The following is a 26,039-nucleotide window of genomic DNA, read 5'->3' as shown; positions in this document are numbered from 1 at the left end:
GACCCCGGGCCTACTACTGTCGACGCGGTGAGCACCCCCGACCGGCCGACCGTCATGGTGATCGGCAACTGTCAGGCCGACGTCTACCGCGACCTGCTGCGCGCCTCGGATGAGGTCCGGGTCGTGGACGTGCGGCCGGTGTACGAGATGACGGCCGCCGACCTGCCCGCCCTGCACGCCGACCTCGCGCGCACGGACGTGCTGATCGTCCAGCCCGTCCGCGACGACTACCGCGACCTACCGCTCGGGCATCGCCAGCTCGCCGCGCATCTGCCGCCCTCGGCGACGGTCGTCCTCGTCCCCGTCCTGCGCTACGCCGGTCTGCACCCGTACCAGGTGTTGGTCCGACCGCCCCACGACCGGTCGCTGGTCCCGCCGCTCGCCCCGTACCACGACCTGCGCACGATCCTCGCCTCCGCGACCGGTGACCGCGGTGTGCTCGAGGCGGCTCCGACCGCCGGGCAGGCCCTGGCGGCCGCCCGCGACTCGGTGGAGGCCCTGCGGGTCCGTGAGCAGGCGCACGGCACGCTGACCGCCTCCGATCTGCTCGACGGATTCCCGCGCTGGCACACGATCAACCACCCCGACCGGCACACGCTGGCCACGGTGTTCGAGCGCATCCTCGAGCGGCTGCCCGCGGGGATGCTGACCGACCCGCCGCGGATCGGAGACCGAGAGCCCCTCGGCGCCACCCGCGCGCCCGTGGAGCCGGCCGTCGCCCGCGCCCTCAACGTGACCGGGCTCGACGTCACCGCGCCGGGCGACTGGCTCGTCGACGGCGCGCCGGTGCGCACTCAGGACATCATCGACGCGCATCTGGCCTGGTACGCGGCCACGCCCGGCGTGGTCGAGGAGGGCCTGCGCCGCCACGCCGACCGCATCGACCTGCTGGGGCTGCGATGACGGCCGCGGACCCCGGAGCCCCGCTGACCATCGCCCTCGGCCCGCCCGAGCACGGGGTGACCCGCTTCGCCGTGGACAGCGCGCGCGCCGCGGGCACGCCGGTCCTCGAGGTCGAGGAGGTGGCCGCGCTTCCCGCCGCGCTGGCCGGGTGGGGGCGCGTGCCCGTGCACCTGCACATCACCGACCCCCTGTTCGGCCGCACGCCGGACAAGGCCGCTACGGCTGTAGAAGCTGTGGCCGCTGACCGGCCCGTCGGCGTGACCCTCCACGACGTGCCCCAGCCTGCGGAGGGAGTCGAGCGGTGCCGTCGCCGCACGCGGACCTACCAGCGCATCGCGCGCGCCGCGGGGCTCGTCGTGGTGAGTTCCGAGCACGAGCGGCGCCTCTGCGCGGCCGCCGGCATCGCCGTCGACGCCGTCATCCCGCTGCCCGTCCCCGACCTCGGGCCGCCCGCCGACCTCACCCCTGACGAGCGGTCGGTCGGGGTGTTCGGGTTCCTGCACCCGGGCAAGGCCGTCGACGTGGTCGCCGAGGCCGTCGCCGCCCTGGCCGCTGGGGGTGACGCCGACATAACTCTACGGCTGTTGGGCGCCCCCGCTGACGGGCACGACGACTACGTCGACGCCGCGCTACAGACCGTCCGCGCCGCCGGTGGGCGCGCCGAGGTGACGGGACGGGTCGACGACGAGGACCTCGCCCGCGTGCTCGGCGAGGTGACGGTGCCCGTCGCCCTGTTCCGCAACGTGTCGGCGTCCGGGTCGCTCGGCACGTGGGCCGCGGCCGGCCGGCGCCCCCTGGTCTGGGACTCGGACTACATCCGCGAGATGGAACACGACCGCCCCGGCTCCCTGCTCATCACTGACGGCACCGACCTCGCCGGCGACCTTCGGCGACTGCTCGACGATCCCTCGCCCACACGCATCCCGCCCCCGCCGCCGGGAATCGAGGAACTCGGACGCGCGTACCGCGCGGCGTGGGCGCAGTGGCCGGCGGGAACCAGGGGGCCCGCATGACCCCGAGTACCTCCGTGCGCGGTGGCATCGACGTGGTCATCCCGTACTACCGCGACCAGCGCATGCTCGACCGGATCCTCGCCGCCCTCCGCGGCCAGACCGGACTCGACCACCGGGGCGCGCTGCGGGTGATCGTCGCCGACGACGGCTCGCCCACCCCGCCGACGGTCCCGCCCGACGTCACCGTCGTGCGGCAGGACGATCGCGGTTTCCGTGCCTCCGCCGCACGCCACCTGGGGGCGCGGGCCGGGGACGGGGAGCTCCTGCTCTTCCTCGACGGGGACACCGTGCCCGGGCCGGGGTACGTCGCCGCGATGTGTGAGGCGCTGGAGGGTCGACCCGATCTGCTGGTGGTGGGGCGGCGTCGGTACGGGCGCTTTCCGCACCCCGCAGAAGAAGTGGAGCCCGCCGAGATCCTCCCGGACCCCGAGTGGCCGGCCGCCTACTACGCCGAGACCGCGAACCTCACCCGGGGCGAGGACCTGTGGCGCGGCGTGCTGTCCGCCGTGTGCGGCCTGCACCGCCGCCTCTACGACCTGGCCGGCGGCTTCGACCCCGCCATCATCGGCTACGGCGGCGAGGACTGGGACCTCGCTTGGCGCTGCGAACAGGCCGGAGGCCGCCTGCTGTACGTCCCCGACGCCGTGGCCTGGCACGACGGCCCCGACTGGTCCGGCCGCGCCGACGCAGGGGAGCGATCCGAAACCGGCCGCACCGGCGCGGACGGGGAGCGGGAGGCCGCCGACCACCTCGCCCAGAAGAACGCCGAGACCGCGCGCCTGGCCCCGCTCATCGCCTCACCGCTCACCCGGCCGGCCGGCGGCATCTACGCGCTGCCCTCGATCGCCGTCCACGTCCACGCCGCCGACCAGGCGTTCAGCGGGACCGGCACGGCCGCCGCCACCAGCGCATCCCTGCTCACCTGGGGTGATGTCGCGGTGACCGTCGACCCCGCCACATCCGACGCCGCCGTGATCGCCGAGCTCTTCGCAGACGATCCACGCGTGGACCTCCGCTCGCGCAGCCCGTGGTGGCTCCCGGGGACGCCGGGGGCGGGTCCTCGTCGTCGTCCCCCCGTCCTCGTCGACATCCACCGTCCCTGCGCGCTCGGGCCGCTCGACGCGCGGCGGCTGCGCGCCCTGTGCCCACCCGAGGGGAGCGTGATCCTGGACGACGACGAGGGGCGCACCCTCGCGCGGATCCGCAGCTCCCGGGCCCTGGCGCGCGAGCAGGAGTGGGGCGAGCGGCCTCCCGCTGCGCAATCGATCGCCGCGTCGGGCGTCGGGGTCCGCAGCCTCGGAGGCGATGGCGCCGGTGTACGGCTCGAGCGGATCATCGCGGGCTGGTGACGGTCGGCCGGTGCGACGGGGGTGACGCGCCGACGACGCAGCGGTGGCGCGGGGGCCCCCGACAGGACACTATTCAATGTTCTGGCAGCGCCCGGACCGGTCGGGTGCCACGAGAGGACGAGGGGGGCTGTGGACGCCCGTAGCGAGCAGCGTCTGGACATCGCCGTGATCGGGCCGTCCCGGTTCCCCATACGGGAGCCGTACGCCGGTGGGCTCGAGGTCGTGGTGGCCAAGGAAGTCCGGGCCCTGCGCGCCCGCGGCCACCGGGTGACCCTGTACGCCGCCGCCGGCAGCGAGGGGCACGACCCGCGCTTCGAGTTCACCGCCATGGCCACCGCCACCGGCCGCGGCGACAGCTACTACCCGCCCGGCGGCTACGAGGCGGACTCCGCCGAGTTCGAACGCCTCATGGACCACGTCGCCGTGGCCGGGTACGACGTGGTGCTCAACCACAGTCTCAGCCACGTCCCGCTCGTGCGCGCCGCCGAGATGGACACGCCCATGATCACGACGCTGCACTGCCCGCGGCTCGAGCCCATGCAGGAGGCGTTCGATCGGCTCGGCGAGGCCACCGGTCATGTGCTCGCCGTGAGCAGATCCGTCCTCGGTACCTGGCGCGTGCCGCAGGGGGCCGACGTCCTGCCCAACGGCGTCGACCTCGCCACGTGGCGCCCCGGGCGCGCGACCGGATCCCTTCGCGCCGCGCCGCACCGTGCGGTGTGGACCGGCCGGATCGTGCCCGAGAAGGGCCCGCACCTGGCCGTCGAGGCGGCCCGGCTCGCGGGCATGCCGCTGGACCTCGCCGGCCGCGTCGGCGACGACCGGTACATGCGTCGAGTCCTGAGACCCCGGTTGCGCGAGGCCGGCGACCTCGTGCACCACCACGGCCCGCTGGGGCGCGACGCGCTGGTGCCGCTGGTCGCGAGCGCGGCCGTCGCCCTGGTGACCCCCTGCTGGGAGGAGCCGTTCGGACTCACCGCCGTGGAGGCGCTCGCGTGCGGCACCCCGGTCGTCGCCCTGGCGCGCGGCGGCATCCGCGAGATCCTGCGCGGGCAACCCGGCGTGAACCTCGTCGACCCCGGTGACGACCCGGCGTCCGCGCTGGCCGCCGGCATCCCGGCCGCGCTCACGCTCGACCGGGCCACCACCGCCCGCGCCGCCGCGGCCGCGTTCTCCCACGACGCCCGCATCGACGCCCTCGAGGAGCGACTCCGGGCCCTACTGGTGGGCGTGGCGTCATGATCGGGATCTACGCCCACCACCACGGCAGCGGCCACGTGCAACGGGCGCTGTCGGTGGCCGCCGCGCTCGACGACGAGGTCACCATCCTTACCTCCGCCCGCATCCGCGACAATGCTGTTCCCGATTCCGGGCGCGTCCGGGTCGTCTCGCTGCCGCTGGACGTCGGAGGGTCAGCGGACGGCGCGGCGTCGGATCCGACCGCAGGAGGGCGCTTGCACTGGGTCCCGCTGCGCAACGCCGGGCTGCGCCGCCGGATGGCCGTGCTCGCCGAGTGGATCGACCATCACGCGCCGACCGTGTTCTGGTCGGACATCTCCGTCGAGGTGACGCTCGGCGCCCGGCTCACCGGCACGCCCGTGGTCTCCACGGTGCTGCCGGGCCGCCGTGACGACGCCCCGCACCTGCTCGCCCACGGGGTCTGCTCGGCGTTGGTCGCCGGGTGGCCCCGCGCGGCCGGCGCGCCCGTGCCCGCCGGGGCCACGCGTCCGCTCGTGCCCGTCGGCGGCGTCTCGCGGTTCGCCGGTCGGGACCCGGGCCCCGGTGCCGGCCGGGTCCGGGGTCGGGGGGAGCGGCCCCGCGTGCTGCATCTGCGCGGTTCAGGCGGGGACGGCCACGACGGACGGTGGGATGCCGTGCGCCACGAACTGGGCGAGGTCGACTGGGTGTCCCTCGGCGGCCCCGGCGGCCGTTGGGTGGCCGACCCGTGGGACGAGCTGTGTCGCGCCGACGTGGTGATCAGTGCGGCCGGGCAGAGCTCGATCGCCGACCTCGCCGCCGCTGACGCGCACGTCGTCGTCGCACCAGAGGAACGGCCCTTCGACGAGCAGGACGCCACCGCGGCCACCCTCGCCCGGCTGGGCCTGGCCGAGGTCGTGCGCCGCGATGACCCGGTGGGCCAGCTGGTGGAGGCCGTCCGGCGCACCCTCGAGGTCGCCCGCTGCGCGCCGGGCGCGGGCTCCGGGCTGCGACAGGCGTGGGAGGTCGACGGCGCCGCCGAGCGGCTGGCCGGTGTCCTCGAGGCGGTGGCCGAGGGGCGGGAGGACGGAGTCGAGCGGCGCGGGCCGGAGTTCGCCGGGCGCGAGCGCGGGCGGGAGCCGGAGCTCGCCGGGCACGGGCTGGGCGCGCCTTCCGCGGAGTCGACGGTCGGAGCGGCGCGATGACCACCGCGGCGTCGATCGCCGTGGTGACGGTCTGCACGCCGGGCCGCGCCGAACACCTGACGTCGCAGCGCCGCGCGATGGCCGCGCACCTGCCCGGTGCCCGGCACGTGCTGGTGCTGCCCGACAGGCCCGGGAGTCGGGAACTGGCCGCCGAGCTCTCCGCCGAGGGCGTCGAGATCGTGGAGCTGCCGGCCGGGCCCGACCTGCCGATCGCCCGCAGCCGTAACCTCGGTGGCGACCGGGCGGCCGAACTGGGCGCCGATCTGATCGTCTTCCTCGACGTGGACTGCATGCCCGGCCCGGAGCTGGGGCGGCGGTACTCCGAGATCCCCGACGGCGTCGTGGGGCTCGGACCGGTGACCTACCTCCCGGAATCCGCCGGCGCGCCCGATCCGGCCGACCTGCCCGCGTTCACCGACCCGCACCCGGCCCGACCGTTCCCCTCCCGCGGGACGCGGCGCCTGGAGCCCGACGAGTTCGGGATGTTCTGGTCGCTGTCGTTCGCCGTGCGGCCGGACCTCTGGCTCAGGATGCGCGCGGACTTCGGTGGGTTCGACGAGGACTTCACCGGATACGGCGCCGAGGACACCGATTTCGGCCGCAGGCTGCTCTACCGGCGCGTGCCGGTGGTCCTGGTGGCCGGCGCGCACGCGTATCACCGGTGGCACCCGGTGGCCGATCCACCGGTCGACCACCTGGCCGACCTGCTGCGCAACGGCGCGCATTACGCCGCGCGGTGGGGGGACTGGCCCGCGCCGGGCTGGTTCGAGAAGTTCGAGCGGATGGGTCTGGTGCGCAGGAGCGGCGACGGCTGGGAGGCCGTGCCCGGCGCGTCGCCCGGCGGTCAGCCGAGGAAGGCCTGATCCGACAGGGTCGCGCCCTTGATGTTGGTGAACTCGCGCAGCAGGTCCTGCACCGTGAGCTTGGATTTGGTCGCGTCATCGGCCTCGTACACGATCCGACCCTCGTGCATCATGATGAGCCGGTTGCCCAGGCGGATGGCCTGCTCCATGTTGTGCGTGACCATGAGCGTGGTGAGACCGCCCTCGCGGACGATGCGCTCGGTGATCGACGTGACGAGTGCCGCCCGCTGCGGGTCCAGGGCCGCGGTGTGCTCGTCGAGCAGCATGATGCGCGGCTGCGTGAAGCCCGCCATGAGCAGCGACAGCGCCTGCCGCTGACCGCCCGACAGCAGCCCCACCTTGGCGGTGAGACGGTCCTCGAGGCCCAGTTCGAGCATCGCGAGCTGCTCGCCGAACCGCCCGCGCCGCTTCTTGCTCAGCCCACGCCCGAGACCGCGACGCTGACCACGGAGCAGCGCCAGCGACAGGTTCTCCTCGATGGTGAGGTTCGGGGCGGTCCCGGCGAGCGGGTCCTGGAACACGCGGCCGATGTACTTGGCGCGCTTGTGGTCGGGCAGACGGTTGACGCGCACGCCGTCGATGTCGATCGCGCCGGTGTCGACCGGAAGCTTGCCCGACACGGCGTTGAGCAGCGTCGACTTGCCCGCGCCGTTGGAGCCGATCACGGTGACGAAGTCGCCCTCGCCGAGCGTCAGTGTGAGGTCGTTGAGCGCCCGGCGCTCGTTCGCGGTGCCCGGGAAGAAGGTCTTGGACACTCCGGTGACGGACAGCATCGTCAGACCTCCTTGGTGCCGGGGGCGGTGGAGTCGGGCCCGGCGGACCCGGTGGCGACCGCGTCGGCAGCCGTGCCGGGACCCGGATCGACCGCGGCGCCGACCCCGGCCACGGCCCGCTCGTTGGCGGCGACCGGTGTGGTCGGCTTGCGACCGAACCGGCCGCCCACGGACTTCCAGCGGGGCAGCAGCAGCGCGATGACCACGAGCAGGGCGGTGATGGCCTTCATGTCGTTGGGGTTCAGGCCCACCTCGAGCGCCGCGAAGATGATGAGGCGGTACAGGATCGCGCCCACGACCACGGCGAACACGGCCAGCCACAGGCGACGCTGGCCGAGGATCGCCTGACCCAGGATGACCGACGCCAGGCCGACGAGGATGAGGCCGATGCCCATCGAGATGTCTGCGAAGCCCGAGTACTGCGCGATCAGCGCACCGCACATGCCCACGAACCCGTTGGACAGGGCCAGGGTGAGCGTCTTGGTGAAGTCGGTGGAGACACCGAACGACGAGATCATCGGCCCGTTGTCGCCGGTGGCGCGGATCGACAGGCCGAGGTCGGTGGTGAGGAACCAGAGCACGACCAGGCCGAGCAGGATGACGGCCACCGCGAGGACGGCGACGCCGCCCCAGGTGCCGAGGATGCCGGCCTCACGCAGCGGCGTGAACGCCGTGTCCTGCCGCAGCAGCGGGACGTTGGCCCCGTCCATGATCCGCAGGTTGACCGACCACAGGGCGATCATGGTGAGGATGCCGGCGAGCAGTCCGTCGATCCGACCCTTGGTGTGCAGCAGGCCGGTGACCATGCCGGCCAGGAACCCGGTGCCGAAGCCCGCGAGCGTCGCGAGCACCGGGTTCCAGCCGGCGAGGAGCCCCATCGCCGCGGTGGCGGCGCCGGTGGTGAAACTGCCGTCGACGGTGAGGTCGGGGAAGTTGAGCACGCGGAAGGTCAGGAAGACCCCCAACGCCATGACCCCGTAGATGAGGCCTACCTCGACGGCCCCGATCACTTGCGCTCAGCCTCGGCGAGGATGTCCTCGGGGATGGTCACGCCCTGACGCTCGGCGGCGGCCTCGTTGACCACGTAGGTGAACTCGGTCGCGGTCTCCACCGGCATGGTGGCCGGGTCCTCGCCGTCGCGCAGGATGCGCAGCGCCATCTCACCGGTCTGGCGACCCAGCTCGGTGTAGTCGATGCCCAGGGTGGCGACGGCGCCGCCCTCGACGGTGCCCTCCTCCGCTGCGATCACCGGGATCTGCTTGTCCTCGGCGACCTGGACGAGCGAGGCGATGCCGGCCACGACCATGTTGTCGGTCGGCACGTAGATGGCGTCGACGTCGCCGAGCGCCTCGACGGCCTGCTGGATCTCGTTGACGGTGGTGACGGTCTGGGTGACGATCTCCAGCCCGAGCGGCCCGGCGGCCTCCTCGGCCTGGTCCACCTGGACCTGCGAGTTGACCTCGCCGGAGGCGTAGACGACGCCGACACGCTCGGCGTCCGGGACGAGCTCCTTGAGCAGCTCGAGCTGCTCTTCGATGGGAGCGGCGTCCGAGGTGCCGGTGACGTTGGAACCCGGCTCCTCCATCGAGTCGACCAGCTCGGCCGAGACCGGGTCGGTGACCGCGGTGAACAGGAGCGGGATGTTGATGATGTTCTGGGCCATCGCCTGCGCGGCGGGCGTGGCCACCGCGAGGGTGAGGTCCAGGTCGTCGGCGGCGAACTGCTGGGCGATGGTCAGCGCGGTGGCCTGCTCGCCGTTGGCGTTCTGCTCGTCGAACTCCACCTCGACACCGGCCTCGGAGAAGGCCTCCTTGAACCCCGCCGTGGCCGAGTCCAGAGCCGGGTGCTGGACGAGCTGGTTGATGCCGATGCGGTAGGACTCGCCGCCATCGCCGGCGGTGTCGTCACCGCCGCCCGAGCAACCTGCGAGGACGAGAGCCGAGGTGGCGACCAGTCCGGTGAACAGCTTCGCGCGAGTGAATGCCATGTGCCATGCCTTGTCTGTGCCGTCTGGGCCTCCCGGGTGGGTACGCGAGGGGCCGGATGCGTGAACGGTGCTGGCACATGAGGGTACCGGGTCGCCCCGACACGATGAGCCCGGACTCACCTGACGGGCTGCGGGCCCTCCTCCGACTCGGCCAGTTCGCGCTTCCAGGTGCGGAAGCCCTCCTCGGTCCGGCCGCGTCGCCAGTAGCCCGAGATCGACGCCCGGGCGGCGGGCACGCCGCGCTCGCGTCGCAGGTACGGCCGCAGGTGCTTCATGACCGTCTCGGCCTCGCCGTGCACGAAGACCTGCACGTCGCCGCCCGGCCACGGCAGGTCACGCACCGCGCCGACCAGCGGGGCGTCGCCGTCGATCAGGCCCGGGCCCGCGTCCGTCGAGGGGGTCCCGCGGTGGATCCACGTGACCTCCATGCCCGCCGGCGCGACGAGGTCGACCTCGTCGTCGTCGCCCCCGACCTCCAGGAACACCGCGCCCACGGCGTCCTCCGGCAGCGACTCCAACGCCGCGGCGACGGCCGGCACCGCCGTCTCGTCCCCGGCCAACAGGTGGAAGTCGGCCTCCGGGTCCGGACGGTAGCCGCCGCCCGGGCCGCGCAGCGCGACCCGCGTGCCCGGGGTGACCGAACGCGCCCACGGGCCGGCCACTCCGGCGTCACCGTGCACGACGAAGTCGATCCAGATCTCCCGCGCGACCGGGTCGCACCGCCGCACGGTGTACGTCCGCACGACCGTCTCGCCTGCGTGGGGCAGCTCGATCTTGACGTAGCTGTCCGTGTCGGCGCGGGCGGCGAACGAATCGAAGCCCTCGCCACCCAGGACCACCCGGACGAGATGGGCGGTCACCGTCTCGGTGCGCAACACCGTCAGGACGGTCGGGGCGGGGGGCTGGCGATCGCGGGCCACTCATACTCCTTCGACGGGGGTTAGGTGACCCTATCCTCCCAGAGAGTCGCCCCGCGCGGCCGGGGACGACCGCGCGGGGTGTCGTCCGCCACACAACCTTGCACGGGCTGTGCAATCGTGCAGTGTCCGTGCAAAACTGCGGGGGTTCGCGAGTCGCACCCACGCCCCGAGGAGCCAAGCGCATGGCGTCATTTCTCTACCGGATCGGCCGATCGGCCTACCTGCACAGGTGGAGGTTCATCGTCGCGTGGTTGCTCATCATCGCGGGCATGGGCACGGCCGCCGCCACCCTGTCGCAGCAGACCACGAGCAGCTTCGAGATCCCCGGCCTCGAGTCGATCGAGACGCAGGAGGAGATCCAGGAGCGGTTCCCCGGCTCACCCAGCCAGCTCGACGCGCCGACGGGCACCGTCGTCATCCGGGCGCCCGAGGGCAGCACCCTCACCGACCCGGCCGTGGCGGAGGACGTCGACGCCTTCCTCGCGGAGGTGCGCGAGCTCGACTTCCTCACGGGTACCGAGGCGATCGTCAGCCCGGTGATGGCCGCTGAGGGCATGCGTCAGCAGATGACCGAGGCCAAGGCCGCGCAGGGCATCCCGCAGGAGCAGATCGACGCCGACTTCGCCGCGCTCAGCCCCCTGAGCGAGGACGAGACGACCGGCACCGTCCAGCTCCAGTTCGCCGCCGAGACCACCATGAACGTCGAGGCCGAGGACCGCGAGGCGTTCGCTGACCTCGTGGCCGAGCACCAGGACGGCCTGACGATCGCCTACTCGGGCAACGCGTTCCAGACCTCGGAGATCAGCGCGACCGGCGAGATCATCGGTATCGCCGTCGCAGCCGTCATCCTCACCATCACCTTCGGCTCGCTCATCGCGGCGGGACTGCCCCTGCTCGTCGGCGTGGTGGGCGTGGGCATCGGCATCGCCGGCATCTTCGCCGCCACCTCCTTCACGGACACGATCAGCAACTTCACGCCGACCCTGGCGTCGATGATCGGCCTCGCCGTGGGCATCGACTACGCCCTGTTCATCGTGTCGCGCTTCCGCACCGAGCTCGTCAAGCACATCGGCGGTAACGATCTCGAGCCGAGGGAACTGGCGCAGCAGCTCAAGACGATCCCGTTCCGGGAGCGAGCACACCTCGCCGGGCTCGCGGTGGGCAAGGCCGGTTCCGCCGTGGTGTTCGCCGGCCTGACCGTGCTCATCGCGCTCGCCGCGCTGTCGATCATCAACATCCCGTTCCTCACGGCGATGGCGCTGTCCGCCGCCGCGACCGTCGCGATCGCCGTCCTCGTCGCGATCACCCTGCTGCCGGCCGTCCTCGGCGCCGTCGGCACCAAGGTCTTCGGCGCCCGCGTCCCGGTCGTCAAGGCGCCGGACCCGGAGGACGAGAAGCCGACGATGGGCCTGACCTGGGTCCGCCGCGTTCGCAAACACCCGATCCTGCACGCCGTGGTCGCCGTGGTGCTCCTGGGCCTGCTCGCGATCCCGGCCGCGCAGCTGCGGCTCGCCATGCCATCCGACGGCACGATGTCGCCCGGCACCCCCAACCGCACCGCGTACGACCTCACGGCCGAGGCGTTCGGCCCCGGCCGCAACGCGCCGATGATCGCCCTCGTCGACACCCTCGACGTCCCGGCGGAGGAGCGTCCGGCCGCGTGGGCCACCGCGGTCGAGGACATCCAGGCGGTGGACGGCGTCCGCAACGCGCAGATCATCGAGTCCAACGAGGCCGGCGACGCCGCTCAGGTGCTCATCACGCCCGAGTACGGGGCGACCGACGAGCAGGCCGCGACCGTGCTGGACAACATCCGCGCGGGCATCGGCGCGTTCGAGCAGGAGACCGGCGGCACATACTCCGTCACCGGCGTCACCCCGATCTACGAGGACATCTCCGAGCGACTGTCCGAGGTGCTCCTGCCGTACGTCGGCATCGTCCTGGCGCTGGCGTTCATCCTGCTCATGCTGGTGTTCCGCTCCATCTGGGTGCCGCTCATCGCGGCGCTGGGCTTCGGCCTGTCGGTGGCCGCCACCTTCGGCCTCACCGTCGCGCTGTGGCAGGAGGGCTGGGGCGGCATCATCTCCGATCCGCAGCCGATCATCAGCTTCCTGCCGATCATCCTCATCGGCATCGTGTTCGGCCTCGCGATGGACTACCAGGTCTTCCTCGTCACCCGCATGCGCGAGGGCTGGGTCCACGGCAAGACCGCGCAGAACGCCGTGTCCAACGGCTTCAAGCACGGTGCGCGCGTCGTCACCGCGGCCGCGCTCATCATGACCAGCGTGTTCGCCGCGTTCATGACGATCGACGAGCAGTTCATCAAGGTGATGGGCTTCGCGCTGGCCGTGGCCGTGCTGTTCGACGCCTTCGTCGTCCGCATGACGATCATCCCCGCGGTGATGTTCCTGCTCGGCGAGCGCGCCTGGAAGATCCCGCGCTGGCTGGACCGGATCCTGCCGTCCGTGGACGTCGAGGGGTCGGCGTTGGAGGACGTCGGTGCGGACGGTCCCCGCGGGACCGGGGACCGGGCCGGGTCCGGTGATGACGACGAGGTGGTCGATCCCGACGCGTTGGCAGAGGGCCGGCATTCCGCGGAGACCGTTGCCGCCCAGTCCCTGGGCGCCGGCAAGCACGAGCTCGGCGGCGACCGGGCCGACGGTGGTGGTGCCGGGCGAGCCGATGCCTAGCCTGCGCGAGCGGAAGAAGGCCGACACCCGCACCCGTCTCTCGGCGGCCGCCGTGGAACTCCTGGTCGCCGAGGGGGTGGAGGGCGCGACCGTGTCGGCGATCGCCGGGCGGGCGGGGGTCTCCACCCGGACGTTCCACAACTACTTCGCCCACCGCGAGGACGCGTTCGTGCACTTCTGCGCGAGCAGATCGCCGAGTTCGTGCGGCAGGTGGACCAGGCGGACGCGGACCTCACCCCCGTGGACATCTTCCGCACGATGTTCCGGGAGCTCTACGGGCGCTCGTCGGACGATATCGAGGCCGCCGACAACCTGCTCGTCGCCGGGGAACAGATCGGTCTGATGCTCTCCAGCGACGCCCGGTCGTGCATCGCCGAGCGGATCCTCGACCCGTTGTACGAGGCGATCAGCCGCCGGGAGCCGCAGCTCAGCGACTTCCGGGTCCGCGTGCTGGTGGACCTGAGCCTGGCCGTCGGTGCGTCGGTGCTGCGCCACCGCCCGCGCAGCGGTCAGGCGCCCGACGACGCCGAGCAGATCGGCACCGACCAGCTGCACGGCAACGGCGAGCAGAACGCGCTGAAGAGCCGCGCGGCCTACCTGGACGAGGCGTTCGATGTCCTGGAGAACGGCGCGGGCAACCTGCTGCGGGGCGACGGGCGCCGCTAGCGCGAGTCGCGGTCGCGGTCATTGGGGGCCCGGCGGCCGCGACCGCAGCAGACCACCTCGCCGTCGACACCGGCCCGGGCGCCGAGCCCGCGCAACCGCGCGGCCAGGACGTCGGGCGGCGGGTTGTGGTGGCCCAGGTGCACGGCCACCACCTCGGTCTCATCGACCACCGCGCCCACATCGCGCAGTCGCGCGAGCATGCAGGCGAACCGGGACAGGCCCAGGTGCGCGGGGGAGAGCTCCTCGCGGTCGCCGAGGGTCTCATCCATGAAGACCGCGTCGAAGCGGGCGTCACGGACCGCGGCGAACCAGTCGTCGTCCCACGGACCGGTGTCGGTGGCCCACAGCAGCCGCGCGCCGTCGGGTCCGGTGAGGTCGTAGAGCACGGCGTCGCCGTCGCGGAAGACCCGGTGCCGGGCCGGCAGCACCCGGACGTCGTAGCGGCCCACGGTGAGCCGGTCCCCGGCAACGACCGGGAGGAAGCGCACTGGGTCGTCCGGACCGATCCACGGCCGGCACACCTCGAGCGCGTCGGCGGGACCGACCACCTCGAGCCCGCCCACCCCCGGGACCCAGGAGCGGTAGAGCAACGCCTGCGGACCGAGATGGTCGGCGTGGGCGTGGGTGATGAGCAGATGTCTGACCGACGCCAGGGTGCGCCCGAGCCGCACCGCCGCGCCGGGGGCCTCCGGTCCGCAGTCGATGAGCAGCTCGTCGTCGACAAGCACGCAGGTCTGGCCGCGCACCACGCCGAGCCGACGTGCCTCGCCGCACGACGTGCACCGGCAGAACGGGTTGGGCCAGCCGTCGGCCGCGCCCGTGCCTAGCAGCACGACCTCCATCACGGCGCGCCTTCCCCGGGCTCCGCGCGCCCGGGCGCGCCCTCCTCGCCGGGCCCCGCTCCCGCGCCGCGCAGGGGCAGCACCGCCGGGCCGTCGGGGCGCGCCAGGACCTCGACGCGCGCGCCGTACACCTGCGCCACCCGCTCGGCGGTGAGGACCTCCTCCGGCCGACCGTCGGCCACGACGCGCCCGCCGTCGAGCAGCACCAACCGCTCGCCGTAGTGCGCGGCCGAGGTGAGGTCGTGCATTGCCGCGACCACCGTCAGCCCGCTCTCGCGGCGCATCGAGTCGACCAGGTCCAGCACCTGCTGCTGGTGACCGATGTCGAGGGCGCTGGTGGGCTCGTCGAGCAGCAGCACCCGCGGCTCCTGGGCGAGGGCCCGGGCCAGCACCACCCGCTGGAGTTCGCCGCCCGACAGGGTGGTCGCGGTGCGCGCGGCGAGGTCGTGCAGGTCCAGGCGGTCGATGACGCTCTCGACCATCTCGTGGTCGCGGGCGCTCTCGGTCCCGAAACGGGCGATGTGCGGCGTGCGGCCGAGGTGGATGAGCTCGCGCGCGGTGACGCCCTCCGGCACCACCGGGCGCTGCGGCATCATCGCCACCGTCCGCGCGACGCGGCGGCGACCAGCGCGGCGCGGCGCGAACCCGTCGACCTCGATGCCCCCCGACGCCGGGATGAGGCCCGCGAGCGCGAACAGCAGGGTGGTCTTGCCGGAGCCGTTGGGGCCGACCAGCGACACCCAGGACCCGGCGGGTACCGAGAGGTCGATGCCGTGCAGGACCGGCGTGCGGTCGCGGGCCACGTGGAGGTCCCGGCAGGACAGGGCGGGGCGACGCGGGTCGGCCGGGCTCGCGGGCTCCCGGCGGGCGGGGCGGGCCGGGCTCATATGTGCCCCCGGCTGCGGCGCAGGACCACCAGGAAGAACGGGGCGCCGATCGCGGCGGTGACCACGCCGATCGGCAGCTCGGCCGGGCTCATGGCGGTGCGCGCGACGACGTCGGCGAGGATGAGGAACGTCGCCCCGGCCAGCAGCGACGTGGGCAGCAGCAGCCGGTGACCGGGGCCGATGAGCATGCGCACGGCGTGCGGGATGACGATGCCGACGAACCCGATGAGGCCCGAGACCGAGACGACCGCCGCCGTGCCGAGGGTGGCGACGCTGATGAGGATGAGGCGCACGCGCGCGGGCGCGATGCCGAGCGTGGCGGCCTCGACGTCGCCGACCGCCATGACGTCGAGCATGCGGCGGAACAGGGCGATCACCGCCACAGAGACCAGCACGTACGGCAGGACCGTCCGCACGTCGGCCCAGCCGCTCGTGGTGAGGCGGCCGAGCATCCACGAGTACACCTGCCGCAGCGTGTCGTCGTGACGCTGCATGAAGAAGGTCTGAATGGCGCTCGCGAACGCGGCCACCGCGACGCCGGCGAGGATGATGACGACCTCGCCGCGGCCGCCGCCCACGCTGCGTCCCAGGGCGTACGTGGCCATCACGGCGATCATGCCGCCGGCGAATGCGGCGGGCGGAACCATCGCCGAGCCCATCGCGCCGCCGACGACGATCGCCAGCGTCGCGCCCAGGCCGGCGCCGCTCGAGACACCCAGCAGGTAGGGGTCGGCGAGCGGATTGCGGAAGACGCCCTGGTAGGTGGCGCCCGCGATCGCCAGCGTCGCGCCGACGATCGCGCCCAGAACGACGCGCGGGATCCGGATCTCCCACAGGATCACCTGCTGGCGCTCGGTGAGGCCGGAGTCCACCGCGATGAGCGGCAGGCGGTCGAGCAGGTCGAGCAGCACCCCACCGGCGGTGAGTCCGGCCGGGCCGATGAGGGTGCCCAGCAGCATCGCCGCTCCGAAGAGCAGCGTCGCCCCGCCCAGCACGAGGGCGTGGCGGGGCGACGGGCGTGTCACGGGGTGGGCTGGGTCGCGGGTTGGTCGGCGGGGATCTGCGCGACGATCGTGGCGACCTCGCGCATGAAGTCCACGATGCGCGGGCCCCAGCGGCTGGCCAGGTCCTCGTCCACCACGTGGACGCGGTCCTCGCGCACGGCGGTGAGCCCGTCCCAGCCGGGACGCTGCGCCACGGTCTCCGCGGTGACGCCACAGCACTGACCGTCGGCCAGGAAGATGAGGTCCGGGTCGGCCTCGAGGATGAGTTCCTCGGACAGCTGCGGGTAGGCGTCGTCGCCGGTGGCGATGGAGGTCAGGCCGAGCATGGAGTAGACCTCGCCGACGTAGGTGGCGTCGGTGACGGTGTAGTAGGTGTCGTCCAGCTCGTGGAAGTACGTCAGCGGCGTCTCGCGCTCGGGCACGGAGGCGACGATCTCGTCGATCTCGGTCTGCATTTCCGACACCAGCTCGGCGGCCTCGCCGATGTTGCCGGTGGCCGCGCCGACCTGCTCGAGCTGGGTGTACGTCTCGTCGAGGGTCTGGGCGGCGGGCAGCTGGAGCACCTCGACGCCCGAGCGCTCGAGCCCGGCCACGATGTCGGCGTTGTCGTCGGTGAGCACCACCAGGTCGGGGGCGTAGCCCAGGATCGCCTCGAGGTTGGGCGTGTAGCCCGACAGGTCGGTGACGGGCGCGTCCTCCGGGAAGTCGGACCGCTCGTCCACCGCCACCACCTGGTCGCCCGCGCCGACGGCGTAGAGCATCTCGGTGGTCGTGGGGCTCAGGGACACGATGGCCTGCGGCTCGTCGGCCGCCGCGCCGGTCTGATCGGCGGGGGCGGCGTCCTCGCCGTCGGAGCCGCTGCACGCGGTGGCGACGAGCGCCAGGGCGGCCAGCGGCGCGATCAGCAGGGAACGGGCTCGTGGGTGGGGCATGGCATCCTCCGCGGCTCGGAGGACGAAAACAGCTCGGGCCGCGGCGGTGGGCCGCTGCACGCGACCGTCCTTCGTCCGAGGTCAGTACGTACGGCTACCGCGGCACCGGCCGACCTGGCTCGCCCGTCCGGGGACGGGATCACAGTTGCGGGACAGCGTCGGATTCACACCGACTTCCGCCGAGTTGCCGCGGGGCGCCCGGCGCAGGTGGCCGGACCTCTCGAGGGTAGCCGAGCAGGTGCGGCGGGCAGAAGCCGCCGCCGCGCCGACCAGCGCCCCGCCGCCGAGCGCCCGAGCCGACGGCGCCGCGTCACCCGCCCAGCACGACCCCCTCGCGCCGCGGGTCGGCGCCGCCGATCAGCGTGCCGTCGGACTGACGCAGGATCGCCGAGAGGCCCGACGACTGCTCCTCGGTGGAGACCTCGTGGCCGCGCTCGGTGAGCCACCGGGTCAGCTCAGAGTCGCCGGTCACCGCCGGGTGCTCGTCGCCGATCGCGGTCTCGGGCGAGTTGATCGCCCCGAACGACGGGGAACTCACGGCCTGCTGCGGGTCGAGGTCCCAGTCGAGCATCCCGACGAGCGTCTTGACGACGAACTGGATGATCCGCGACCCGCCGGGCGACCCGACCACCGCCCGCAGTTCACCGCGCGCGAGGGGCGTGCCGTCGAAGACCAGTGTCGGCGCCATGGAAGACCGCGGCCGCTTGCCGGGCTGGACGCGGTTGGCCTGCAGCTGCCCGGCCTCGTCGCGCGGCTCGGCGGCGAAGTCGGTGAGCTGGTTGTTGAGCAGGAACCCCTCGACCATCTGGAAGGAGCCGAACGCGGACTCGATGGTCGTGGTGAGCGCGGCGGCGTTGCCCTGCGCGTCGACGATGCTGATGTGGGTGGTCCCGTGTTCGGGGCCGGTGAACACGCCGCGGGCGTCGAAGGGGAAGTCGCCGGGCTCGGCCTCGCCCATGGAGCGTTCGGTGTCGATGAGGCCTGCGCGTCCGGCGAGGTAGCCGGGTCTCAGGAGGGTCATCGCGGAGCCCAGCGGCGGCGGCACGAACCGGGGGTCGGCGATGTAGACGTCGCGGTCGGCGTAGGCGAGCCGTTCGGCCTCGGTGACCAGGTGCACGGCCTCGGGCGCGGGCAGGCCGCCGTCGGGGCCGACGTCGGTCGGCGGGAACGCGGCGAGGTCGGACTCGGCGAGCATGGCCAGGGTCGAGGCGACGGCGGTGCCCCCCGAGGACGGCGGCGCCATGCCGCACACGGCGTGGTCGCGGTACGGGCTGCACACGGGGTCGCGCGTGACGGCCTCGTATCCGGCCAGGTCGTCGAGGGTCATGGCGCCGGGGGTGATGCCCTCGCGCTCGGTGCTGACCTGCTCGACGATCGCCTCGGCGATCGCGCCGGTGTAGAACGCGTCGGCGCCCTCGGTGGCCACTGAGGACATGGTCTTGGCATAGGCGGGGGTGGTGAGGCGCGTCCCGGCGGGTTTCGGCGCGTCGCCGTCGAGGAAGTACCCGGCGGCGTCCGGGTCGCGGGCGAGGTCCTCGGCGGACGCGGCGATCGACTCGGCCAGGCGTGGGCTGATTTCGAAGCCGTCGTCGGCCAGCAGCACCGCGGGGTCGAACAGGTCGCGCCACTCGCGCTCGCCGTGGTCGGCGTGGGCCGATTCGAGCAGGCGGAGGATGCCGGGCACCCCGATGGACCGCCCGCTGCGCCGGGCGTCGGGCCGCGGTGCGGCGGTGTCGTCAGGCGAGATGTGCCGGAGGTAGTCGACGGTGGCGGCGGCGGGTGCGGTCTCGCGTCCGTCGTAGGTCTCGACCTGGCCGAGGTCGGCGTCGTAGTGCACGAGGAATCCGCCGCCGCCGAGTCCGGAGGACTGCGGTTCGACCAACCCGAGGACGGCCTGGGCGGTGACCAGGGCGTCGGCGGCGGTGCCACCGTCGGCGAGGACCTCGCACGCCGCCCGGGTCGACAGCGGGTGCGCGGTGGAGACCGAGTACGACGCGGTGGCGACGGGCCGCATCCCGGTTCGGAACCCGGTGGCGACCTCGGGATTCAACGAGATGGGCCCCTCGGGGCCGGCCTGGCCGTCGGTGGTCCGGCCCACGGGCGTGCCGCCGCCGTCCTGTGCGCACGGCGCCGTGTCCTGCACGGGGAGGGGCTCGCCGCCGAGCGAGCCGGGACGCGCGGAGGTGGTGCGGTCCGGGGGCGACGACGACGAGGTGGTCGTCGCGTTCTCCTCGGCACCTCCGGGCTCGGTCGAGCAGGCCGACAGCGCCAGGGCGGGCGCGAGTCCGAGGGCGAGGACCGCGCGTGCGATTCGTCGGGTTGTCCGAGAGTGCATGGCGGGCCGCCTTCCCGAGCCGGATACCTGACCCCCACAGTGCTCTGCCGGCGGGGTGGGCGTGGCGCTTTCGGCGGAGACGGGACAGGGGAGGATGGTCGGTGCCTCACGAGGCACTGACGGATGACGCCCAGTGGAAGGACCAGCAGATGACGACGACGAGTTCCGCCGATGACGGGCCTGCGGCCCGGGACCTGCGCGAGCAGGGATTCGCGACCAGGCGGGAGGTGATGGGGGACGCCTTCGTCGACCGGGCGATGGACCGGGCGGCCGGGACGGCGTCGGAGGCCATCCAGTACGTGGTCACCGAGAACGTGTGGGGCAACATCTGGGACCGGCCGGGCCTGGGTCGGCGGGACAGGAGTCTGCTCAACATCGGCATGCTGGTGGCGCTGCGCGCGAACGCCGAGCTGGCCGGCCACGTCCGCGGGGGCCTGACCAACGGGCTGACGCGGGAGGAGATCACCGAGGCCGTCATCCACGCGTCGGGGTACTGCGGGGCGCCCGCCGCCCTGTCGGCGATGAAGACGGTCCAGGAGGTGTTCGACGCCCTCGACGCCGAAGCGGGCGATTCCCCCCTGAGCGGGTAGGGCGGAAGGGGTCGGGAGTAGTCTCGACCTTCAGAGTGACCTACGGCATACACACGTGTCCCGTCAGGTCACGCACGCCCCGCGAGTAAGGAGTCCCGCCCATGCGCAGCACGATGATGCCGGAGCAGCTGAACATCAGCACTATCCTGCAGTTCGGTTCGACCGTCCACTCCGATGCCGTGGTCACCACCTGGACCACGGAGGGGCCGCGCAAGCTCTCGTTCGGCGATCTCGGCAAGCGCGCTGCGCAGCTGGCCCACGCCCTGCGGTCGCTGGGGATCGACGGTGACCAGCGGGTCGCCACCTTCCAGTGGAACAACTCCGAGCACATGGAGGCCTACCTGGCCATCCCCTCGATGGGCGCGGTGCTGCACCCGCTCAACATCCGGCTGTTCCCGGACCAGCTGGAATTCGTGGCCAACCACGCCGAGGACAAGGTCGTCATCGTCGACCCGAGCCTGATCCCGTTGCTGCAGCCCCTGCTGCCGCGGTTCTCCACGGTCGAGCACGTGCTCGTCACCGGTGGCGCGGCGGACTCACTCGAGGCTCCCGAGGGGATCACTGTCCACGACTACGAGGCGCTCCTCGCCGCCCAGCCCACCGAGTTCGACTGGCCGGAGGTCGACGAGAACTCGGGCGCCGCGATGGCGTACACCTCGGGCACGACCGGCGACCCGAAGGGCGTCGTCTACTCGCACCGCTCGATCTACCTGCACTCGATGCAGGTGTGCATGTCCGACGGTATGGACATCTCGGTGGACGACAACGTCCTGGCGATCGTCCCGATGTTCCACGCCATGTCGTGGGGCGTTCCGTACGCCGCGTTCATGGTGGGCGCCTCGCTGCTCATGCCGGAGCGGTTCCTGCAGCCCGAGCCGCTCGCCGCGATGATCGCCTCCGAGCGTCCCACGCTGGCCGCCGCCGTGCCGACCATCTGGATGGCCCTGGACGCCTACAGCGTGGACCATCCCGTCGACATGTCGAGCTTCCGCGCCGTGGTGGTGGGCGGCAGCTCCTGCCCGCCGGAGTTGATCCGCAAGTTCAAGGAGCGCTACGGGATCAACATCACCCACGCCTGGGGGATGACCGAGACCTCGCCCATCGGCACGCTGTCGCGGCCCAAGGCGGAGCTGCCGGAGGAGACGCAGTTCCAGCTGCGGACCACCCAGGGTCGTTTCCTCGCTGGCGTCAAGGCGCGGATCGTCGACGACGCCGGCAACGAGTTGCCGTGGGACGGCGAATCCGTGGGCGAGCTGCAGGTCCGCGGCCCGTGGATCACCGGAAGCTACTACAAGGTCGACAACTCGGACTCGTTCGATGACGGCTGGCTGCGCACCGGCGACGTGGGTTACGTGCGGCCCGAGGGCTTCCTCCAGCTGACCGACCGCGCCAAGGACATCATCAAGTCCGGCGGCGAGTGGATCTCCTCGGTCGAGGTGGAGAACTACCTGCTCGAGCACCCGGCCGTGGCCGAGGCGGCCGTCGTCGGTGTGCCGGATCCCAAGTGGGACGAGCGCCCGCTGGCCGCGATCGTCGTCAAGGAGGGCATCCCCGATCCGGACGTCGAGGAGCTCCGCGCGCACCTGGCACAGCGGATGGCCAAGTGGCAGGTGCCGGAGCGCTTCGCCTTTGTCGACGAGATCCCCAAGACCTCGGTCGGCAAGCTGGACAAGAAGCGCATCCGTGCCTCGCATTCGGAGGGCGAGCTCGAGGTGATCAACGCCCTCGAGAACTGACCGCCGCCCCGCCCCGCCGGGCGGCGGTTCGCCCATCGAAAAGACGGTTCCGCACGTGCTCACTCGGCCGACGCGGGCGGAACCGTCTTTTCGTCTGACAGCGGGGCTGCCGGCCGCCCGCCCGGCGCTCAGCTCACCTATCGGATCTCTCGCCACCTACCAGATCCCCACGCCGCCTATCGCGATCTGCGCCACCTAGCGGATCCGGTAGGCGGCGCGGAATCGGATAGGTGGCGCTGGCGCGGGCGACTCTAGCTGCGCACATGCCCGCGCCCGCACCCGGAGCAGGTGCGGGCGGGTGGGCGGCGGCGGGTCAGGCGTGGACGCGCGAGAGCGGGCGCAGCGACACGGGCAGCCCGTCGCCGGGGTAGGGCAGCGAGTCGTTCTTCATGGGCGGGGAGTAGTCCAGCGGCACCGACCACTCGAAGTGGCGCAGCAGCGCGCTCAGCACGAGCTTCGACTCGAGGTTCGCGAAGATCATGCCGAGGCACTTGTGCACACCACCGCCGAAGGGCTCCCATGCGAAGCGGTGCGACTTGTCCTCCCGCCGCTCCTCGGAGAACCGCTCCGGGTCGAAGATCTCCGGGTCCGTCCAGTACTCGGGCATGTGGTGCGAGTACAGCGGCATCACCGAGATGAGCCGGCCGGCCGGGATCTCCACGCCCAGGATCTCGGTGTCCTTCACCGTCTTGCGGGCCAGCACCGGAACCGGCGGGTGCAGACGCAGCGTCTCCTTCATCACCAGCGCGAGGTCGGGCAGCTCCTCCAGCTCGGCCAGGCTCGGGCCGGGGCCCAGCGCCAGGCACTGCCGACGCAGCCGCTCCTGCCATTCCACGTCGCGGCCGAGCTCGTAGACCATCGACGTCACCGTGCTGGTCGTGGTGTCATGCGCGGCCATCAGGAGGAAGATCATCTGGTTGATGATGTCGTCGTCGTCGATCCCGCCGGAGGCGTCCGCCACCTGGCACAGGGCGGAGAACAGGTCCTCTCCCGGATTCGCGCGGCGGGCCGGGAGATGGCGGCGGAGGAACTCCTCCAGCAGTCGGCGGCCACGGGTGGCGCGGCCCCACTTGGTGAACGGCACCGGCACCGTCGACCGGACGTACCCGTTGGCCGCCTGCACGCAGTCGACGAACGCCGTGTTCACGCGGTCGAGTTCCCCGGGAGCGGCGTACTCGGCGCCGCCCATGAACACGTCGGTCGCCAGGTCGAGCGTGTGCGACTTGAGTGCGGGGTAGATCTGGAACGCCCGGTCCGGGGACCAGGCCGAGATCCCCGCGTCGACCAGGGGCGCGAGCGTGCGGGTGTAGCCCTCGAGCCGGGGGCGGGTGAACGCCTCCTGCATGATCTGCCGGTAGTGCTTGTGCTCCTCGAAGTCGAGCAGCATCAGCCCACGGTTGAAGAACGGCCCCACCAGGTATCCCCAGCCCGGTCCGTTGGCGAACGCCTTGTCGCCGTTCTGCAGGGCGGCCTGGCACGCGTCGGGCCCGATGAGCGCCGTCCAGGTGCGGCCGAGGAGGTTGATATCGGAGACCGGTCCGTGGTCGCGGTAGCGCCGGGCCATGGCGGACAGCGGGTCGTGCACGTATTCCAGCGTCTTGCCCAGCACCGGCAGATGGGAGCGCAGTGGCGCGGGTCCGGGGCGGAAGACCTTCTCGCGCGGATCACCGGGGATCGACATACAGCACCTCGTTGTCGGGATGTCCCCAGTGTGTGACACGGCTCACGCATTGTCACGCGATTTCCGAAACCGGCGGTGTCGTTTCTCCGCCGCGCGCCGGGTCAGGCCCGGTCGACCAGTGCGCGGATGTCGACACCGTCGGGCAGGGCGCCGTACTCGGCCGAGCGGTCGTCGCCGAGGCGGGCCAGGCAGAACGCCTCCGCGACCGGGGCCGGGGCGTGGGCGAGCAGGACCGCGGCCTGCTGGGCCAGCGCCATCGATTCGACCAGCCGGCGGGCGATCCCCGGCGCGGCGCCCGGGTCGGCGGCGGCCCGGCCGATGAGCCCGCGCACCCGCTCGACGTGCCGGTCATACAGCTCGTGCGAGCCCAGCTGCGCTGCCAGCTCGGCGTCGAACGCCGCCACCGACTCCGGCTCCCGCGCCATCGCTCGCAGTACGTCCAGGGCGATGACGTTGCCCGAGCCCTCCCACACCGCCAGCACCGGCTGCTCCCGGTAGCGGCGCGCGAGCGGGAACGCCTCGGTGTAGCCGTTGCCGCCCAGGCACTCCAGCGACTCGTAGGCGTGGTTCGGCCCGCGCTTGCAGACCCAGTACTTCGCCACCGCGGTGGCCAGCCGACGGTAGGGGGCGAACTCCTCGTCGTCGTACGCCGACGCCAACCTCAAGGCCGTCCACGTCGCGGCCTCGGACTCGAGCTGCAGGTCGGCCAGGACGGCCGCCATCGCAGGCTGGTCGACGAGCGTCGCGCCGAACGCCGCGCGGTGCCGGGCGTGCCACGCGGCCTCGGCCACCCCCTGCCGCATGCCGGCCGCCGCACCGAGCACGCAGTCCAGGCGCGTGCGGCCGACCATCTCGATGATCGTGCGCACGCCGCGGCCGGGCTCGCCGACCAGCCAGCCGAGCGTGCCGTCGAACTCCACCTCGGAGGAGGCGTTCGACTTGTTGCCGAGCTTGTCCTTGAGCCGCTGCACGAGGAATGGATTGCGCTCGCCGCCGGGGAGCACGCGCGGAACGAGGAAGCAGCTCAGCCCCTCCGGCGCCTGCGCCAGCACGAGGAACGCGTCGGACTGCGGCGCCGAGCAGAACCACTTGTGGCCGCGCAGGACGTGGCACCCGGAGTCGCCCGCGCCCACGGAGCCGCCGGCGGTGACGGGCTCGGCGGTCGTGGTGTTGGCGCGCACGTCCGAGCCGCCCTGCTTCTCGGTCATCGCCATCCCGAACAGCACGCCCGACTTGGTGGCGGGGTCGCGCAGCTCCGGGTCGTAGACGCGGGAGAGCAGCGCCGGCTCCCACTCGGCGGCCAGTTCAGGGCTCAGCCGCAGCGACGGGACCACGGCGTGAGTCATGGACAGCGGGCACCCGTGCCCGGCCTCGATCTGCGAGACCAGCATGAACCCGGCGGCCCGCTCGACGTTCGCGCCCTGCCCGGGGTCGGCCCACGCCGAGGTGTGCAGCCCGTGGGCCACCGAATACTCCATGATGCGGTGGTAGGAGGGGTGGAACTCGATCTCGTCGACCCGGTTGCCCCACCGGTCGTGAGAGTGGTGCACGGGCGTATGGATGTTGGCGAGCTCGGCGTCGTGTTGGTACTGCGCGGTGCCGACGTGCCGGCCGATCTCGTGGAACCCCTCGACCCGCGCGTGCGGCGAGAAGGTCGCGACCGCTCCCTGCAGCGCCGGGTTGAGGGCGAACTCGTCCACGTCGACCCGCGGAGGCGCCTGGTTGAGGACCTCGTGGGTGGAGTGGTGGCGCTGGCTGGTGTGATCGAGCGACGTCGTCATGGCGGCGGCTCCTAACTCTTGAAGTACTCAGCTCTTGAAATGCTCAGCCCTTGAAATACATAAGCTGCGTGCCCGTCGCCAGCAGCGTCCCGTCGCGGCCCCACAGGCGCGCGGCCTCGTCGTGGTAGTTGCCGTGGAAGCGGTGCGAATGCACGCTCCCCAGCAGGAAGTCGGTGCCCTGGGCGGCGATCTCGTCGGCGGTGGCCAGGAAGTGGATCGTCAGCGTCACCGTGCCCGCGGGGACCGGCCGACCGAGCCGCAGGAATGCGCGCGGGAAGAACGAATCGCACATGGCCGTCAGCGCGAGATGGTCGAGTCCGCGGGCCGGGGCGTCGCGGATCCACATCGTCGTCGTCGACCCCGGGCTCTCCTCGCCCGCCGCGACGGCGTCCCATCCCCCCTCCACGAACCGCATGTCGTAGTTCTCCACCCACTTCACACCGCGGTCGGCGCCGGCGGAGGGCAGCTCCTCCGGCGCGGGCACGGCGGGCGCGGCGGCCTCGGTCTCCGACCACGTCTCGCGCCGCAGCCCGGTGATGGCCGTGGCAGTGGTGACCACGTCGTCGCCCTGGCGCATCTCGATCCACCAGTGCTGGTTCGAGCGGTTGGTGCGGGCGGGGCGCGCCTCGATGAGGAACTCGCCATCCGTGACGGGTCCGGCATAGTTGAGGGTCAGCGCGAGCGG

General features: G+C 72.6%; 22 protein-coding genes, 1 pseudogene and 1 riboswitch. Of the genes and pseudogenes, 11 read left to right on the top strand and 12 right to left on the bottom strand.

Going from position 1 to position 26,039, the window contains the following annotated elements; all coding sequences use genetic code 11:
* The first annotated feature begins 27 nt into the window (after positions 1-27).
* The 6 genes from KHA85_RS08700 to KHA85_RS08675 all read left to right on the top strand — a co-directional run bounded on the left by KHA85_RS08700 (position 28) and on the right by KHA85_RS08675 (position 6,530).
* On the top strand, positions 28-903 hold the full coding sequence (locus KHA85_RS08700) for a WcbI family polysaccharide biosynthesis putative acetyltransferase (RefSeq protein WP_213185485.1): 876 nt from the start codon (positions 28-30) through the stop codon (positions 901-903).
* Positions 900-1,916: a glycosyltransferase family protein gene (locus KHA85_RS08695; RefSeq protein ID WP_213185484.1), complete on the top strand. Its 1,017-nt coding sequence runs from the start codon at positions 900-902 to the stop codon at positions 1,914-1,916. The genes KHA85_RS08700 and KHA85_RS08695 overlap by 4 nt, the downstream gene beginning before the upstream one ends.
* A complete protein-coding gene (locus KHA85_RS08690) occupies positions 1,913-3,265 on the top strand; it encodes a glycosyltransferase (protein WP_236885401.1) in 1,353 nt (450 codons plus the stop codon). The genes KHA85_RS08695 and KHA85_RS08690 overlap by 4 nt, the downstream gene beginning before the upstream one ends.
* 129 nt (positions 3,266-3,394) lie before the next feature.
* Positions 3,395-4,507 (top strand): glycosyltransferase, encoded by a 1,113-nt coding sequence (locus KHA85_RS08685; protein WP_213185482.1) that lies wholly within the window; start codon positions 3,395-3,397, stop codon positions 4,505-4,507.
* Entirely contained in the window at positions 4,504-5,667 is a 1,164-nt protein-coding gene (locus KHA85_RS08680) for a glycosyltransferase (protein ID WP_236885400.1), read from the top strand. Before KHA85_RS08685 ends, KHA85_RS08680 begins: the two co-directional genes overlap by 4 nt.
* A complete protein-coding gene (locus tag KHA85_RS08675; RefSeq protein ID WP_213185481.1) occupies positions 5,664-6,530 on the top strand; it encodes a glycosyltransferase family 2 protein in 867 nt (288 codons plus the stop codon). The genes KHA85_RS08680 and KHA85_RS08675 overlap by 4 nt, the downstream gene beginning before the upstream one ends.
* Here the strand turns inward: KHA85_RS08675 and KHA85_RS08670 are convergent.
* The 4 genes from KHA85_RS08670 to KHA85_RS08655 form a co-directional block, all read right to left on the bottom strand.
* Complete coding sequence (locus KHA85_RS08670) at positions 6,512-7,303, bottom strand: ABC transporter ATP-binding protein (RefSeq protein WP_213185480.1); 792 nt, start codon at positions 7,301-7,303, stop codon at positions 6,512-6,514. The genes KHA85_RS08675 and KHA85_RS08670 overlap by 19 nt on opposite strands.
* Positions 7,304-7,305: 2 nt before the next feature.
* Positions 7,306-8,313: an ABC transporter permease gene (locus KHA85_RS08665; protein WP_213185479.1), complete on the bottom strand. Its 1,008-nt coding sequence runs from the start codon at positions 8,311-8,313 to the stop codon at positions 7,306-7,308.
* Positions 8,310-9,290, bottom strand: a complete 981-nt coding sequence (locus KHA85_RS08660; RefSeq protein ID WP_213185478.1) for an ABC transporter substrate-binding protein — start codon at positions 9,288-9,290, stop codon at positions 8,310-8,312. The genes KHA85_RS08665 and KHA85_RS08660 overlap by 4 nt, the downstream gene beginning before the upstream one ends.
* Positions 9,291-9,406: 116 nt before the next feature.
* Positions 9,407-10,210 (bottom strand): siderophore-interacting protein, encoded by an 804-nt coding sequence (locus KHA85_RS08655; RefSeq protein ID WP_213185477.1) that lies wholly within the window; start codon positions 10,208-10,210, stop codon positions 9,407-9,409.
* 182 nt (positions 10,211-10,392) lie between these two features.
* Between KHA85_RS08655 and KHA85_RS08650 the strand changes: the two genes are divergently transcribed.
* From KHA85_RS08650 to KHA85_RS08645, 3 genes and pseudogenes are all read left to right on the top strand, one after another.
* Positions 10,393-12,900, top strand: coding sequence for an MMPL family transporter (locus KHA85_RS08650; RefSeq protein ID WP_213185476.1), 2,508 nt, complete (start codon positions 10,393-10,395; stop codon positions 12,898-12,900).
* Positions 12,893-13,006 (top strand): annotated as a pseudogene (locus KHA85_RS19450) (TetR/AcrR family transcriptional regulator); the annotation flags it as partial. The gene KHA85_RS08650 and the pseudogene KHA85_RS19450, both read left to right, overlap by 8 nt.
* 104 nt (positions 13,007-13,110) lie before the next feature.
* Positions 13,111-13,566 (top strand): hypothetical protein, encoded by a 456-nt coding sequence (locus KHA85_RS08645; protein WP_308936902.1) that lies wholly within the window; start codon positions 13,111-13,113, stop codon positions 13,564-13,566.
* On the opposite strand, the gene KHA85_RS08640 is transcribed toward KHA85_RS08645, so the two are convergent.
* From KHA85_RS08640 to ggt, 5 genes are all read right to left on the bottom strand, one after another.
* On the bottom strand, positions 13,563-14,408 hold the full coding sequence (locus KHA85_RS08640; protein WP_213185475.1) for an MBL fold metallo-hydrolase: 846 nt from the start codon (positions 14,406-14,408) through the stop codon (positions 13,563-13,565). The two genes, KHA85_RS08645 and KHA85_RS08640, sit on opposite strands and share 4 nt — an antisense overlap.
* The gene (locus tag KHA85_RS08635) at positions 14,408-15,295 is read right to left on the bottom strand and encodes an ABC transporter ATP-binding protein (RefSeq protein WP_236885399.1); all 888 of its coding nucleotides are present in this window, start codon (positions 15,293-15,295) and stop codon (positions 14,408-14,410) included. Before KHA85_RS08635 ends, KHA85_RS08640 begins: the two co-directional genes overlap by 1 nt.
* Complete coding sequence (locus tag KHA85_RS08630; protein WP_213185474.1) at positions 15,292-16,320, bottom strand: FecCD family ABC transporter permease; 1,029 nt, start codon at positions 16,318-16,320, stop codon at positions 15,292-15,294. The genes KHA85_RS08635 and KHA85_RS08630 overlap by 4 nt, the downstream gene beginning before the upstream one ends.
* Entirely contained in the window at positions 16,317-17,231 is a 915-nt protein-coding gene (locus KHA85_RS08625; protein WP_213185473.1) for an ABC transporter substrate-binding protein, read from the bottom strand. The genes KHA85_RS08630 and KHA85_RS08625 overlap by 4 nt, the downstream gene beginning before the upstream one ends.
* 113 nt (positions 17,232-17,344) lie before the next feature.
* Positions 17,345-17,405, bottom strand: a riboswitch (cobalamin riboswitch).
* A 136-nt stretch (positions 17,406-17,541) separates the two neighbouring features.
* Positions 17,542-19,566, bottom strand: a complete 2,025-nt coding sequence (ggt, locus tag KHA85_RS08620) for a gamma-glutamyltransferase (protein WP_213185472.1) — start codon at positions 19,564-19,566, stop codon at positions 17,542-17,544.
* Between the two features lie 149 nt (positions 19,567-19,715).
* Between ggt and KHA85_RS08615 the strand changes: the two genes are divergently transcribed.
* Positions 19,716-20,156, top strand: coding sequence for a carboxymuconolactone decarboxylase family protein (locus tag KHA85_RS08615; RefSeq protein ID WP_070722508.1), 441 nt, complete (start codon positions 19,716-19,718; stop codon positions 20,154-20,156).
* Between the two features lie 101 nt (positions 20,157-20,257).
* Positions 20,258-21,892: a long-chain fatty acid--CoA ligase gene (locus KHA85_RS08610; RefSeq protein WP_213185471.1), complete on the top strand. Its 1,635-nt coding sequence runs from the start codon at positions 20,258-20,260 to the stop codon at positions 21,890-21,892.
* Positions 21,893-22,205: 313 nt separating this feature from the next.
* Here KHA85_RS08610 and KHA85_RS08605 read toward each other — a convergent pair whose 3' ends face one another.
* From KHA85_RS08605 to KHA85_RS08595, 3 genes are all read right to left on the bottom strand, one after another.
* Positions 22,206-23,573: a cytochrome P450 gene (locus tag KHA85_RS08605; RefSeq protein ID WP_213185470.1), complete on the bottom strand. Its 1,368-nt coding sequence runs from the start codon at positions 23,571-23,573 to the stop codon at positions 22,206-22,208.
* Between the two features lie 101 nt (positions 23,574-23,674).
* Complete coding sequence (locus tag KHA85_RS08600) at positions 23,675-25,354, bottom strand: acyl-CoA dehydrogenase family protein (RefSeq protein WP_213185469.1); 1,680 nt, start codon at positions 25,352-25,354, stop codon at positions 23,675-23,677.
* Positions 25,355-25,397: 43 nt separating this feature from the next.
* The coding region (locus tag KHA85_RS08595; RefSeq protein ID WP_213185468.1) for an acyl-CoA thioesterase at positions 25,398-26,039 on the bottom strand (642 nt) is incomplete at its 5' end.

Origin of the sequence: Dietzia massiliensis, from assembly GCF_018390595.1 — a bacterium.
Classification (GTDB): Bacteria; Actinomycetota; Actinomycetes; order Mycobacteriales; family Mycobacteriaceae; genus Dietzia; species Dietzia massiliensis.
This window is presented reverse-complemented; position numbering and strand designations above follow the sequence as displayed.

Coding starts and splice junctions, on each gene's coding strand:
- KHA85_RS08695 (WP_213185484.1), top strand. CDS start 900: ATGACGGCCGCGGACCCCGGAGCCCCGCTGACCATCGCCCTCGGCCCG.
- KHA85_RS08690 (WP_236885401.1), top strand. CDS start 1,913: ATGACCCCGAGTACCTCCGTGCGCGGTGGCATCGACGTGGTCATCCCG.
- KHA85_RS08680 (WP_236885400.1), top strand. CDS start 4,504: ATGATCGGGATCTACGCCCACCACCACGGCAGCGGCCACGTGCAACGG.
- KHA85_RS08675 (WP_213185481.1), top strand. CDS start 5,664: ATGACCACCGCGGCGTCGATCGCCGTGGTGACGGTCTGCACGCCGGGC.
- KHA85_RS08670 (WP_213185480.1), bottom strand. CDS start 7,303: ATGCTGTCCGTCACCGGAGTGTCCAAGACCTTCTTCCCGGGCACCGCG.
- KHA85_RS08660 (WP_213185478.1), bottom strand. CDS start 9,290: ATGGCATTCACTCGCGCGAAGCTGTTCACCGGACTGGTCGCCACCTCG.
- KHA85_RS08650 (WP_213185476.1), top strand. CDS start 10,393: ATGGCGTCATTTCTCTACCGGATCGGCCGATCGGCCTACCTGCACAGG.
- KHA85_RS08640 (WP_213185475.1), bottom strand. CDS start 14,408: ATGGAGGTCGTGCTGCTAGGCACGGGCGCGGCCGACGGCTGGCCCAAC.
- KHA85_RS08635 (WP_236885399.1), bottom strand. CDS start 15,295: ATGAGCCCGGCCCGCCCCGCCCGCCGGGAGCCCGCGAGCCCGGCCGAC.
- KHA85_RS08625 (WP_213185473.1), bottom strand. CDS start 17,231: ATGCCCCACCCACGAGCCCGTTCCCTGCTGATCGCGCCGCTGGCCGCC.
- ggt (WP_213185472.1), bottom strand. CDS start 19,566: ATGCACTCTCGGACAACCCGACGAATCGCACGCGCGGTCCTCGCCCTC.
- KHA85_RS08615 (WP_070722508.1), top strand. CDS start 19,716: ATGACGACGACGAGTTCCGCCGATGACGGGCCTGCGGCCCGGGACCTG.
- KHA85_RS08610 (WP_213185471.1), top strand. CDS start 20,258: ATGCGCAGCACGATGATGCCGGAGCAGCTGAACATCAGCACTATCCTG.
- KHA85_RS08605 (WP_213185470.1), bottom strand. CDS start 23,573: ATGTCGATCCCCGGTGATCCGCGCGAGAAGGTCTTCCGCCCCGGACCC.
- KHA85_RS08600 (WP_213185469.1), bottom strand. CDS start 25,354: ATGACGACGTCGCTCGATCACACCAGCCAGCGCCACCACTCCACCCAC.